Below are 12,126 nucleotides of genomic sequence, written 5' to 3' on the forward strand. Positions count from 1 at the left end.
CCCCACGCCCCCGCACCCCCGGTCCAACGGAGGACACCCCATGCGGAACCTCAGGCTCGGCCTGTTCGACAACGCCCAGACCAACGCGAGCGGCACCGCCACCTGGCGCCACCCGGACAGCCGCCGGCACCTGTTCGACACCCTCGGCTACTGGCGCGAGATCGCCGGGATCTGCGAGGACGCCAAGCTGGACTTCCTCTTCCTGGCCGACGCCTGGGGCTGGTCGGAGATCGACGGCGTCCGCCCGCCGATCGCCACCGAGGAGTCCCTCGACCTGCCGCGCCTGGACCCGTTCGTGATCGCCTCGGCGCTGCTGGCGAGCACCACCGACCTGGGCCTGGTGGTGACCGGCTCGGTGCTGGTCGAGCCGCCGTACGCGTTCGCCCGCCGGCTGGCCACCCTGGACCAGCTCTCCGGCGGCCGGCTCGGCTGGAACATCGTGACCACCGGCACCGCCGACACGGCCGTCAAGGCCTTCGGCATGGAGATGGTGGCGCACGACGCCCGGTACGAGATGGCCGAGGACTTCCTCGATCTGGTCTACAAGTACTGGGAGGGCGCCTGGGAGCCCGGCGCCCTGGAGAAGGACAAGGCCGGCCGGTTCGCCGACCCGGCGAAGGTGCACCCGGTCGAGCACGAGGGCCCGTACTTCCGCTCGCACGGCTACGGCAACACCGCCCGCTCCCCGCAGGGCACCCCGGTGCTGTTCCAGGCCGGCGCCTCCCCGGCCGGGCGGCGGGTCGGCGGGCGGCACGGCGAGTGCATGTTCATCGGCAGCGGCCCGGTGGGGCAGCTGGCCGGGCACACCGCGGCGATCCGCGAGGAGGCGGTGAAGGCCGGCCGCCGGGCCGACGAGGTCAAGGTGATGTCGGCGTTCTCCTGCGTGGTCGGGGCCACCACCGCGGACGCCGAGCGCCGCTGGCGGCGCGTCCTGGACGCCCAGCGCCCGGAGGTCGCCGTCGCCAGCTACGCCATGTTCACCGGCCTGGACCTGTCCTCGTACGCGCCGGACACCCCGATGTCGGAGCTGTCCACCGAGCTGTCGCAGACCCAGGTCGCCCGGTTCGCCGGACAGACCGTCGGCGACGTGCTCGCCGACTGGCACACCCACGGCGTCGGCGCCCGCCCGGTGGTCGGCACCGCGGAGGAGATCGCCGACGAGCTCTGCGCCCTGGCCGAGGGCGCCGACTTGGACGGCTTCCTGCTCTCGCCCGTCGTGCAGCCGGCCTCCACCACCGAGTTCGTCGAGTCGGTGCTGCCGATCCTGCGCTCCCGCGGCCTGTTCCGCGGCGAGTACGCGCCGGGCGAGTCGCTGCGCGAGCGGCTGACCGGCGCCGCCGGGCGGGACCTGCCGGACAGCCACCCGGCCGCGCGGTACCGCCACTGAGCCGGGGAGCCCGCCTCGTCGCGTGATGACGAGGCGGGCTCAGAGCCCGGAGCTCAGGACGCCGGGACGGTGTCGGTGAAGGTCACCCCCGCGGCGCGGTAGCCGGCGACGGCCGCGCCGACCTGGGCGGGCGTCAGCACCCGGTCCTTGACGTGCAGGACGTAGTCCACCTGCTCCTCGTAGGAGCGCGCCTCGGTGCCGGTGTGGCCGGCCAGGTCGGTGAGCCACTGGTTGAAGGCGATCACCATCGGCCGCTCGGGCAGGTAGCGGGTGTCGTGGCGGGCGAACTCGACCCCGTCGACGTAGTAGACGATGCCGCCGTCGTCGATGGTCAGCGCGAGGTCGTGCCAGCCGGCGAACGAACCGCGGCTGGTGGTGTACTGGTTGACCGATCCCTCGGGGCCGTAGGTGTCCCACGAGGTGGTGAAGAAGATGTTCGAGGTCTCGCCCCAGCCGCCGTTCGGCAGGTACTCGAAGTCGTACTCGGAGTAGTCCTTGGCCATCGGGGCCGTGAGGTCGTTGATCGCGAAGAAGCTCTGCACCACGTGGTCGCCGTCGGGGCCGGCCGCCGGGGCGTCGGCGAAGCGGACCCGGGCGGCGTACGTGCCGTAGCGGAACTTCATGGCCTCGCTGTGGAACTCGCTCTGCCGGGTGGAGTCCGCCGTCCCGGCGGTGGTGGTCCGCAGCGTCATCACCCCGTTGCCGGACTCCTTGGCGAAGGTGACGTTCTCGGGCGCCCAGCTCGCCCCCCACACGCCCGGCCCGCCGCCGCCGGAGCGCGCGCTCCAGCCGTGGGCGGCGAGCGCCGGGTCGTCGTGGCCGGTGTAGTCGAAGTCGTCGAAGAGCACCGGGCCGGACGGGACGCTCGGCGCGGTCGGGGCGGTGCCCCAGACCGTTACGCCGTCGACGCCGGCGGTGACCTTCGCCCAGTCGCCGTACCCGCTCTGGGCGGCGCCGAAGGAGTAGTCGTCGGCCTGGTCCACGGACTGCCAGTCCGCGCGGTGGAAGCGCAGTCGCAGGTCCCCGCTGCTCGCCCCCGGGGCCAGGGTGCCGGCGCCCGCGGTGAAGCCGACCTCCAGGTAGCGGTCGGCGGCCGCGCCCGGTTCGGCGATGGTGCCGAAGGTGCCGGTGACATTGGCGCAGCCCCGGACGGCCCAGTCGCAGGCGAAGCGGTAGACGGCGGAGGGGGCGTCGGCCTTGAAGTAGTAGCGCAGCGTGACCTGCTTCAGGGCGACGGGCGCGGCGCCGGTGTTGACGACCTTGAGCCAGGGCGCGGCCTCGGCGCTGCCGCCGCCGCCGTTGCGGTACTGCACGGCGAGCGACTCTCCAGCGGCGGCGGCGGCCGGTACGGCCGTGCCGAGCAGGGCGGCGCCGAGCCCGGCGGCGACGGCGGTGGCGAGCGCCGCGCGGACGCGGGGGCGCCGACGGCTGGTTCGGGTGCTCATGGGGGTTCCTCTCCTGACGTGGGGGACGGCACGCGGCACCGGCGGAGGGGAGCCCGGTTGCACCTGGAGAACGTGCGGTGGCGGGGCCGCGCGATCAGAAAGTGGCATAGACCAATTTGGCCGTCAACCCCCCGCGCCGGACGATCGACCGGAACGCGGCCGTCCGCCGCCCGGGAGTGGCTGATCGCGCGTCGGCGCACCGGCGTCACAGCCGGGCGATCCGCTCGGCCAGCTCCCGGGCGTGGACGGCGGCCGCCGGGCCGCGGGTGGGGTCGGCGGCCTCGGAGAGGAAGACGTTGGCGAGCATCAGGGCGGCGTCCAGGCGGCAGACCAGCAGGCAGGGGTCGTCCTCGGCGGGTGCGGGGGCGAGGCTCGCGTAGCCGGCCCGCAGCGCGGCGAGGTCCAGGTCGTTCTCCGGGTAGCGGGCGTACTCGGCCAGCCGGCCGAACTCCAGGGCGGGGGTGCCGAGCAGGGCGTTCGACCAGTCCAGCAGGGCGGTGGTGCGCCCGTGGGAGCGGCGGATGTTGGAGCTGCGGACGTCCAGGTGGAGCAGGCCGCCCTCGGTGAGGCCGGCCAGGTGCCGGGCGAGGAGCCTGGCGGCCGGCGGCTCGGGCCAGTCGTCGACGTGCCGGCCGACCTCGGCCCAGCGGCGGGCCGTCCGGGCGGCGATCGCCTCCGCCGTGCTGCCGCCCTCCGCCGCGACCGGCCGCAGTCGCGGCGGAGGCACCCGGTGCAGCCGGGCGAGGAGTTGCCCCAGGGCGTGGGAGTCCAGCGGTGAGCCGTCGTCCTCGACGTAGTCGGAGAGCAGCACGTCCGGGGCTCCGGGCCGGTCGGAGAGGATCACCTCCCGGGCCCGGGCGACCGGAAGGCCGTGGGCGGCCAGGTGCCGGGCGATGGCGTGCTCCTGGACCAGCAGATCGCGGGTGTCCAGGTGCGGGTCATTGGCGTTGGAGTCCAAGCGCCGGTGCGCGAGCCGGACGGCGACCGGACCGCCGTCCCGCCCCCGCGCCCGGAAGACGGTGAACTCCAGGCCCTGGCCGACGAGTTCGAGGCCGCTCAGCCCCCACTGCGCGGCCAGCTCGTCCAGGACGGCGAAGCGCTCGGTCATCTGCTGCATCCCCCGGTGGGTCGGAATCGACGGACGGTCAATTCTCCATGACCGCTTCGACCACGGAGAGCACGGTCGGCGTCGGCAGCACCCGGGACAGCCGCAGACCGGCCCGGCCGAGCAGCTGCGCGAAGTCCGCCTCGGTGCGCTCGCGGCCGGTGAGCGAGGTCATCATCAACAGGTCCATGGCCTTGGCCTGGTGGGGCGCGTTGTCCCGGGGGACGACCGCGTCCAGGACCAGGACCCGGCCGCCGGGGCGCAGCGCGCGGCGGCAGTGGCTCAGCACGGTGACGCACTGCTCGTCGTCCCAGTCGTGGGTGATCCGCTTGAGCAGCAGGACGTCACCGGTGGGGACGGAGGTGAAGAAGTCGCCCTCCGCGGTGCTCCAGCGGTCGGCGATCTCCTTGTCGCCGTCCAGCCGGTGGCCGGCCAGCACATGGGCCCGGTCGTACAGCACGCCGTGCAGCCCGGGGCCCCGTCGCAGCACCTCCCGCAGCAGGCCGCCGTGGCCGCCGCCGACGTCCACCACCGTTCCGCTGTCGGGGAGTTCGAAGGCGGCCGCGATGGCCGCGTTCTCCGTCTCGGACATCGCCGCCATGCCCACGTGAAAGACGGCGGCGGTCCGCTCGTCCTGGGCGAAGTGGTCGAAGAAGGGCATGCCGAAGGAGGCGTCGAAGGCCGAGCCGCCCTCGGTGAGGCAGTGCGCCATCCGCCCGGCCGGCAGCCAGAAGGTGCGGTCGGTGAGCATGAGCACGGCGTCGCGGACGGAGTACGGGACGTCGCCGCGCAGCGCCTGCCCGGCCTCGGTCAGGGTGAAGCGGCCCTGCTCGTCCTCGGTGACCACGTTCCGGGTGGCGAGCAGGCGCAGCACCCGGTACAGGGTGTCGGCGTCCGTGCCGGTGGCGGCGGCGAGTTCGGCGGGGGTGGCGGGGCCGGCGGCGAGGGCGTCGGCGACCCCGGTGTCTGCGGCGGCGCGCAGGGCGGCGGGGAAGACGAAGCCGAGCGCCTCGTCGACGAGGAAGGCGGCCGACTGCCGCAGGTCCTCGTCCGGGCGGTGGTCCTCGTGGTGCGGCATGCGTCCTCCTCGGGCGGGTGCGATGCGTGCACCCGGAGACTGCCCACCGTCGCCGGATCGAAGCGCACCGTCACCGGCGGAGGGAGCGGCCCTTGGGACGGGAGCGCCCCCTCCGCCGGTGGATCAGGCCCGCGCGGCGAGCAGCGCGGCCAGCCCGTCCAGGCCCTGGTCGACGGTCGCCGGGTCGACCTGGCTGACGGACAGCCGCAGTTGGTGCTCCCCGCCGGCGCCCGGGTAGAAGTGCGACATCGGGGTCCAGATCACCCCGAACTCCGAGGCCGAGCGCTCCAACAGCGCGTCGTCCACCACGCACGGCACCGTGACCACCAGGAAGAACCCGCCGCGCGGCTCGTTCCAGGTCACTCCGCTGCCGGGCGGGAAGCGCTTGGCCAGCCCCTCCAGCACCAGTGCCAGGTTGCGCCGGTAGAGCGCGGCCACCTCGGCGTTGGCGGCCCGCAGGCTGTGGCCGTGCTCCAGCAGCGCGCCGCCGATCACCGCCTGGGCGATCGGCGAGGTGTTCACCGTGGTCATGCTCTTGATCATGCCGAGCAGGTCGGCGAACAGCGTGGTGGCGCCCTGCCCGTCCGCCACCAGCTGGTCCGCCACCACGTACCCGACCCGGGCGCCGGGCAGGGCCGTCTTGGCGAAGGAGCCCAGGTGGACCACCCGGCGCTCGGTGTCCAGCGCCTTGAGCGAGGGCAGCCGCTCGTCGCCGGCGAAGACGCAGTACGGGTTGTCCTCCAGCAGCAGGAAGTCCTCCTCGGCGGCCAGCGCCAGCAGCTCCCGGCGCAGCTCCAGCGGCAGGCTGGCCCCGCTCGGGTTGGCCACGTCCGGCACCAGGTAGAGCGCCCGCGGGCGCAGCCCCTCGGCCCGGGCGGCGGACAGTCGGCGGCGCAGGTCGGCGAGGTCCACGCCGTCCGGGCCGTCGGCCACCGCCCGTACCGGCAGGTCGGCCAGCAGGGCGGCGCCGGTCAGCCCCACATAGGTGGGGGAGACGGCCAGCACCACGTCCTCGGGGCCGCGGCGCAGCGCCCGCAGCACCAGGAACATCGCCTCCTGGCAGCCCACCGTCACCACGATCGACTCGGCGGGCACCTCGATGCCCTCGTCGGTCGCCAGGTGGGCGGCGATCAGGTCGTGGATGATCCCCTTGGTCCGGCCGTACTGGAGCACCTGGCGGCGGGCCTGTTCCTCACTCAGCCCGCGCTCGGTGCGCAGGTGGTCCAGGTAGCGGTCCAGGTGGCGGTGGACGTCGGCCAGGTCGAAGAACTGCTCGGCCGGGCGGCCGGCCGCGAAGGAGACCGCCTCCGGGTAGCGGATGGAGATCTCGTTGAGCAGGTTCATCGAGGTCATCGCCGGGTCGGCGAGGGAGGTGTGCAGGCCCGCGAGCAGCAGGTCGTCGGTGGTCACGGAGTGCTCCAGGTGGTGCGGGGCAGGGTGGTGGTGCGCAGCCGGGCGGCGGCCCGCAGGTCGGCGCAGCCGGCGAGGCCGAGCGCGTGCCGCAGCTCGGTGGCGAGCAGGTCGAGGACCTCGGTGCAGCCCGCCTCGCCGCCGGCCGCCAGGCCCCAGATCAGCGGGCGCCCGAGCAGCACCCCGGCGGCGCCGAGGGCCAGCGCGGTCAGCACGTCCGAGCCGCCGCGCACCCCGCTGTCCATCAGCACCTGGCAGTCGCGGCCGGCCAGCGCCTCGGCGACGGTCGGCAGGGCGGTCAACGCAGGTACGGCGCGGTCGAGTTGGCGGCCGCCGTGGTTGGAGACCACCACCGCGGCGGCGCCCAGGTCGGCGGCCCGTCGGGCGTCCGCCGCATCGAGCACGCCCTTGACCACCAGCGGCAGTCCGGTCTGTCCGCGCAGCCACTCCAGGTCGCTCCAGGTGACGCCGGGGGAGAGCAGCTCGGCGGTGTGGGCGGCCACCGCCGAGACGGCGGCGGTGGACTCGTGCGCCCGCCCGGCGGCGCCGTCCTCCAGCAGCACGGCGCGCACGTGTCCGGGCAGCGCGAAGGCGTTGCGGGCGTCGCGCAGCCGGCGGCCCATGTACGGCACGTCGGCGGTGACGACCAGGGCCTCGCTGCCCGCCGCCTCGGCCGCCTTCACCAGGTCGAGCAGCCGGCCGCGGTCGCGCAGCCAGTACAGCTGGAACCAGAGCGTGGCCCCGGTGCCGGCCAGCTCCTCGAAGCCGACGCTGCTGAGCGTGCCGACGGTGAACGGCACCCCCGCCGCGGCCGCGGCGCGGGCCGAGGCCAGCTCGCCCTCGGGGTGGAACAGCCGGTGGTAGGCGACGGGTGCCACCGCCACCGGCAGGGCCGCCCGGCTGCGCACCAGGGTGGCGCTGGTGTCCCGGGTGCTGACGTCGGCCAGCACTCGGGGCACCAGGCCCACCCGGTCGAAGGCGCTCCGGTTGGCGGCGAGGGTCAGTTCGCGCTCGGCGCCGCCCTCCAGCCACTCCCAGACCTCGGGCGCGAGGACGGCCCGGGCCCGCTCGGCGTACTCCTCGACGCACAGCGCCGGGCGTCCGTCGGCGGCGGGTTCGGTACGGATGTCGGGGCTCATCCGGCCACTTCGCTGGAGTTGCGCTGGAGCTCCACGGCCTCGTAGAGGGCGCGGATGTTGTTGCTGCCGAAGTTGCGGGCCCGGATGCGCTCGATCACCTCGAAGAAGAAGGTGTTCCGCGGGTGCTGGGAGCGGGTGAAGATCTGGAACAGCTGGCCGTCGTGGTCCTGGTCGACCAGCAGGTTCAGCTCGCGCAGCTGGTCGAAGGAGTGCCGCAGCGGCGTCAGCCGGCCGGGCAGCGCGTCGTAGTAGGTCTGCGGGGTGCGCAGGAACGGCACGCCGCGCTCGGCCATGGTGGCCACCGAGTGCACGGCGTCCTCGGCGGCGAAGGCGACGTGCTGCACCCCGGCGCCGCCGTGGCCGGTCAGGAAGGAGGCGATCTGGCCGCCCGCGTCCGCGGCCAGCGGCTCGATCAGGGTGAGGGTGACGCTGTGGTCGGCGCTCTGCACGACCGCCGAGTCCATGCCGAGCGCGCCGACCTCGACCCGCTCCTCGAAGATGGTCCGGAAGCCGAAGACCTCCCGGTAGCGGCGCTCGGTGGAGCGCAGCTCGCCGTACGGCAGCAGCACCGCGAAGTGGTCGACGGAGCGCAGGCCGACCTCGCCCGCGCCGGTCAGCGGGGCCGGGTCCGGCAGGCCGGGGATGCGGCCGGCGGGGGCGCCCTGGCCGCGCTCGATCAGGGTGTGCACCACGTCGCCGAAGGCGTCGACCACCGCGGTGACGCAGCCGTCCTCGGCCAGCGGCGGGCGCAGCGCGGCGGCGCCCCGCCCGGTCAGCGTCCGGTACGCCTCGGCGGCGTCCGGCACCCGCAGGCCGAGGGCGGCCACGCCGTCGCCGTGCCGTGCCAGGTAGCCGGTGGCCGGGTGACCGGCCGCCAGCGGCTGGGTGAGCAGCAGCCGGATGGAGGCCTGGCCGACCAGCGCCGAGAGGCCGCGCTCGGCCGCCTCGCCGCGCTCGGTCGGCGGGACGAGCAGCTCGAAGCCGTACTCCCCGGTCAGCCGGGTGGTCTCGGTGTTCAGGTCGGCCACGTAGAACTCGACGTGGTCCAGTTCGACGGGGATCGGGGTGACGGCGGGAGAGGAACGGTCGGTCATCAGAAGCTCTCTCGTTGAGGAGGACGGGAGGGTGCCGTGGGGTGCTCGGGTGAACGGACGCGCGGTGCGTCCGGGAGGTTCGAGAGGGTGGGTGCCGCTCAGGTGGGCTGGAGGTCCTTGGCGTCCTCCGGCTCGGCCGGGCCCTCGGGTCCGGCCTGCGGGGGCTCGGTCGGTGCCTCCGGCTTGCCGATCAGGTGGGCGGCCGCGAGCAGCGCGCCGACCACCATCACGCCCAGCACCATCCGGAAGTCCAGGGCGGCCACCAGGGCGGAGCCGACGCCGACGGCCAGCGCCTGCGGGGCGGTCAGCGAGAGGTTGACGGCCGCCTGGGCGCGCCCCATCAGCTGCGGCGGGGTGGACGCCTGGGCGGCGGTGGCGAGGCCGACCAGGGCGGCCGGGATGCCGGCGCCCGTGATCACCAGCCCGGCCTCCACCACGTACAGGGACGGGGCGAGCAGCAGGACGGTCCCCAGGCCGAACACCGCCGAGCCGGCCATGACGGTGCGGCGCGGACCGAGCCGGCCGATCAGCAGGCCGCCGATCACCGAGCCGCACAGCGCGCCGACGGCCTCGGTGGTCTCCAGCACGCCGAGGAACTGCGGCGAGCGGTGCAGCCCGTGCTGGGTCAGCGCGAACAGCACCGGCTGGAGCAGGCTCAGCACGAAGCCGGCGGCGGCGGTGGCCGCCACCAGCGGCCGCAGCCCGACCGAGGCGCGCAGGTGGACGAAGCCCGCCAGCACCTCGGTGCGCCACCGCCGGCCCGAGGGCTCCGGCTTGACCTCCTCGACCCGCAGGGTGAGGAAGCTCAGCGCCGCCAGCAGCAGCACGCCGAGGTCGGCCAGTGCCACCGCGTGCCCGCCGAACCAGCCGTAGAGGCCCGAGCCGAGCAGCGGCGCCACCAGGGTGGTGCCGGCTCGGGCGCTCTGGGTCAACCCGGCCGCCGCGCCGAAGTCTTGACGCTCCGTCAGGATGCCGCGCAGCAGCGCGCTCTGGGCCGGGGCCAGGACGGCCCCGGCCAGACCGCAGACCGTGGCGGTGCAGTAGATGATCCAGACCGTGTCCGGGCCGTCGACCAGCAGCAGCGGCAGCAGCGACACCGCCACCGCCAGGTTGACCCCGACCAGCAGCGGCTTGCGGCGGACCCGGTCGGCGAGCAGGCCGCCCAGCGGGAGCAGCAGCAGCGGCGCGGAGAAGCAGAACAGCACCAGCCCGGCGGCGGAGTTGCTGCCGGTCAGCACCTTGGCCCAGATGCCGAGGGCGATGGAGAGGGCGCTGTCGCCGAGGACGGACAGGGTCTGCCCGGCGAGGTAGTGCCGGAACTCCGGGCGGGCCAACAGCGGGTGCATGGCGGTTCCTTCGCTGCGCCGACGGCGCTTCGGGGTGTGCGGGTGTGCGGGGGCGTGCGGGTGGGTCAGGGCCTGACGGCGGTGAAGCCCTTGATCACCGCGTCGTTGGCGTCCTTCTCGCCGATGGCGATCCGGACGCCCTGGCCGGGGTAGTAGCGGACGGCCACGCCCAGGCGCTCCAGCTCCGCGCGCAGCGGGGCGTGGTCGCCGGGAGCTTCGACCCACAGGAAGTTGGTCGCGCTGGGCGCCACCGCCCAGCCCAGGCGCCGCAGTTCGGCCCCGGTGCGCTCCCGCTCGGCGGCGATCCCGGCGATCCGCCGGGCCATCTCGTCCTCGGCGGCGACGGCGGCCACCAGGGCCGCCTCCTGGAGCCGGTTCACCGCGTACGGCACCTGGTGGTCCCGTACCCGCCGGGCCACCGGCTCCGCCGCCAGCGCGTAGCCGATCCGCAGCGCGGCCAGGCCGTGCGACTTGGACAGCGTCCGCAGCACCACCAGGTTCGGCCACTCGGCGATCCGGTCCGGCACGTCCGGGGCCCGCCAGTCCAGGGCGAAGTCCACGTACGCCTCGTCCAGCAGGATCAGCGCGGTGGCCGGCACCCGGCGGAAGAACTCCGTCAGCTCGGCCCAGGAGTAGACCGTGCCGGTCGGGTTGTGCGGGTTGCACAGCACGACGATCCGGGTGCGCTCGTCCATCCGCCCGGCCACCGCCGCCAGGTCGTGCCGGGCGTCCGGGCCGAGCGGGACCGGCCGGGCCTCGGCCCGGGCGATCTCGCAGAACATCGGGTACGCGTCGAAGCAGGGCTGTGAGTGCACCACGTTGTCGCCGGGCTCGACCACCGCGTGGAAGAGGTCGAGCGCCACGCCCGCCGAGCCGTGGCCGACCACGACCTGGCCGGCCGGGACGCCCTGCCAGTCGGCGACGATCCCGGCGAACCGCTCCGGACGGAAGTCCGGGTAGCGGTGCAGGTCGGCACCGGCCTCGGCCAGCGCGGCCAGCACGGACGGCAGCGGCGGGTACGGGTGCTCGTTCTGCGCCAGCAGGTGTCTGGCGGACTCCGGGGCGGCCATCAGTCGGCCTGGAGGACGTAGAGCCAGGAGTGCGGGGTGGCCAGCGCCTCGACCCGGTCGATCCGCAGGCCGGCGTCGGTGAACAGCCGCTCGTAGGTGGCCTTGGTGTGCAGCGGCACGCCCATCATCGCGTGGGCCAGCTCGAAGCCGACCGAGAAGACCGGCTGGGCGCCGTCGGAGGTGCCCGGGTCGCGCAGCATGGTGTCGCCGAGGACGAAGGTGCGGGCCTTCGGGAAGGCCTCCCGCATCCGGGTGAAGATCGAGGAGCGGGTGCTCGGGTCGGCCAGCAGGTCGTGCAGCAGGAAGAAGCTCATCACGGTGTCGACCTCGGCCACCTCGGCGGCCTCGGCGTCGTTGTCGATCTGGGTGCCGAGCAGGCCCAGCACGTCCGCGCGGACGGCGGTGACCCGGTCCTGCATCCCGGCCTCGACGATGTCCCGGCGGGCGATGTCGGTGGCCGGGCGGCTGATGTCGATGCCCAGGCCCCGGCTGCCCTCGCGCTGGGAGACCACCCGGCGCACCCGGGCGGAGGTGCCGGAGCCCAGGTCGGCGATGGTGCGGAAGTCGATGCCGGAGAGCACGTCGGTCAGCTGCGCGGCGAACAGCGACTGGTCGCACTGGGCGGAGCCGAGGGCGACCATCGCCTCGTCGCGGAAGACGTCCTCGTTGTAGCGGTGGGTGCCGGCGCTCAGGTGCCCGGCCCGGCCGAACACGTCGTGGTAGCCGCCGACGGCCCAGGTGAAGTAGCCGCGCGCGGCGGCGATCTCCATGCCGGCCTCGGTGGGCAGGTAGGCGTCGCGGTCGGCCTTGAGGTAGCCGTAGTCGGCGGCGGCGCGCAGCACGGCCTCGGTCCTGGTGGTGTCGCCGGCCTGGGCGGTGGCCTCGGCGGCCGAGAGCGGCTCGCCGCGCCCGATCGCCTCCAGCAGGCCGATCCGGTCCAGCGCGAAGATCACGTTCGCGGCGATGAAGCCGTTGTAGGCGTCGGTCGAGGTGATCGGCGACGGGGTGATGCCGCGCCAGGTGTCGGGAATGGTCATGGTGGTGTCCGTTTC

At 74.6% G+C, this 12,126-nt stretch carries 10 protein-coding genes; 1 reads left to right on the forward strand and 9 read right to left on the reverse strand.

What is annotated here, in order from left to right; genetic code table 11:
- Positions 1-40: 40 nt before the first annotated feature.
- Positions 41-1,387 (forward strand): NtaA/DmoA family FMN-dependent monooxygenase, encoded by a 1,347-nt coding sequence (locus QWJ13_RS14045; protein WP_316524383.1) that lies wholly within the window; start codon positions 41-43, stop codon positions 1,385-1,387.
- 53 nt (positions 1,388-1,440) lie between these two features.
- Here QWJ13_RS14045 and QWJ13_RS14050 read toward each other — a convergent pair whose 3' ends face one another.
- From QWJ13_RS14050 to QWJ13_RS14090, 9 genes are all read right to left on the reverse strand, one after another.
- The gene (locus tag QWJ13_RS14050) at positions 1,441-2,832 is read right to left on the reverse strand and encodes a cellulose binding domain-containing protein (protein ID WP_316524384.1); all 1,392 of its coding nucleotides are present in this window, start codon (positions 2,830-2,832) and stop codon (positions 1,441-1,443) included.
- A gap of 205 nt (positions 2,833-3,037) precedes the next feature.
- Positions 3,038-3,949 (reverse strand): phosphotransferase family protein, encoded by a 912-nt coding sequence (locus QWJ13_RS14055; protein ID WP_316524386.1) that lies wholly within the window; start codon positions 3,947-3,949, stop codon positions 3,038-3,040.
- A 28-nt stretch (positions 3,950-3,977) separates the two neighbouring features.
- Complete coding sequence (locus QWJ13_RS14060) at positions 3,978-5,015, reverse strand: methyltransferase (RefSeq protein WP_316524388.1); 1,038 nt, start codon at positions 5,013-5,015, stop codon at positions 3,978-3,980.
- Positions 5,016-5,138: 123 nt separating this feature from the next.
- A complete protein-coding gene (locus tag QWJ13_RS14065) occupies positions 5,139-6,368 on the reverse strand; it encodes an aminotransferase-like domain-containing protein (protein ID WP_432277524.1) in 1,230 nt (409 codons plus the stop codon).
- Positions 6,369-6,421: 53 nt separating this feature from the next.
- Positions 6,422-7,564 carry an alpha-hydroxy acid oxidase gene (locus QWJ13_RS14070; protein WP_316524392.1) on the reverse strand — a complete coding sequence of 381 codons (1,143 nt, stop codon included), beginning with the start codon at positions 7,562-7,564 and terminating at the stop codon, positions 6,422-6,424.
- A complete protein-coding gene (hppD, locus tag QWJ13_RS14075; RefSeq protein ID WP_316524394.1) occupies positions 7,561-8,658 on the reverse strand; it encodes a 4-hydroxyphenylpyruvate dioxygenase in 1,098 nt (365 codons plus the stop codon). The genes QWJ13_RS14070 and hppD overlap by 4 nt, the downstream gene beginning before the upstream one ends.
- A gap of 98 nt (positions 8,659-8,756) precedes the next feature.
- Positions 8,757-10,004: an MFS transporter gene (locus QWJ13_RS14080; RefSeq protein ID WP_316524396.1), complete on the reverse strand. Its 1,248-nt coding sequence runs from the start codon at positions 10,002-10,004 to the stop codon at positions 8,757-8,759.
- A 65-nt stretch (positions 10,005-10,069) separates the two neighbouring features.
- Positions 10,070-11,074 carry a pyridoxal phosphate-dependent aminotransferase gene (locus QWJ13_RS14085; RefSeq protein ID WP_316524397.1) on the reverse strand — a complete coding sequence of 335 codons (1,005 nt, stop codon included), beginning with the start codon at positions 11,072-11,074 and terminating at the stop codon, positions 10,070-10,072.
- Positions 11,074-12,111: a class I SAM-dependent methyltransferase gene (locus tag QWJ13_RS14090; RefSeq protein ID WP_316524398.1), complete on the reverse strand. Its 1,038-nt coding sequence runs from the start codon at positions 12,109-12,111 to the stop codon at positions 11,074-11,076. The genes QWJ13_RS14085 and QWJ13_RS14090 overlap by 1 nt, the downstream gene beginning before the upstream one ends.
- Positions 12,112-12,126 lie beyond the last annotated feature (15 nt).

The organism is Kitasatospora brasiliensis (assembly GCF_032654805.1).
Classification (GTDB): Bacteria; Actinomycetota; Actinomycetes; order Streptomycetales; family Streptomycetaceae; genus Kitasatospora; species Kitasatospora brasiliensis.

Excerpts from the sequence above, each read along its gene's own strand:
- QWJ13_RS14045 (WP_316524383.1), top strand. The coding sequence starts at position 41 with ATGCGGAACCTCAGGCTCGGCCTGTTCGACAACGCCCAGACCAACGCG.
- QWJ13_RS14050 (WP_316524384.1), bottom strand. The coding sequence starts at position 2,832 with ATGAGCACCCGAACCAGCCGTCGGCGCCCCCGCGTCCGCGCGGCGCTC.
- QWJ13_RS14055 (WP_316524386.1), bottom strand. The coding sequence starts at position 3,949 with ATGCAGCAGATGACCGAGCGCTTCGCCGTCCTGGACGAGCTGGCCGCG.
- QWJ13_RS14060 (WP_316524388.1), bottom strand. The coding sequence starts at position 5,015 with ATGCCGCACCACGAGGACCACCGCCCGGACGAGGACCTGCGGCAGTCG.
- QWJ13_RS14065 (WP_432277524.1), bottom strand. The coding sequence starts at position 6,368 with ATGACCTCGATGAACCTGCTCAACGAGATCTCCATCCGCTACCCGGAG.
- QWJ13_RS14070 (WP_316524392.1), bottom strand. The coding sequence starts at position 7,564 with ATGAGCCCCGACATCCGTACCGAACCCGCCGCCGACGGACGCCCGGCG.
- hppD (WP_316524394.1), bottom strand. The coding sequence starts at position 8,658 with ATGACCGACCGTTCCTCTCCCGCCGTCACCCCGATCCCCGTCGAACTG.
- QWJ13_RS14080 (WP_316524396.1), bottom strand. The coding sequence starts at position 10,004 with ATGCACCCGCTGTTGGCCCGCCCGGAGTTCCGGCACTACCTCGCCGGG.
- QWJ13_RS14085 (WP_316524397.1), bottom strand. The coding sequence starts at position 11,074 with ATGGCCGCCCCGGAGTCCGCCAGACACCTGCTGGCGCAGAACGAGCAC.
- QWJ13_RS14090 (WP_316524398.1), bottom strand. The coding sequence starts at position 12,111 with ATGACCATTCCCGACACCTGGCGCGGCATCACCCCGTCGCCGATCACC.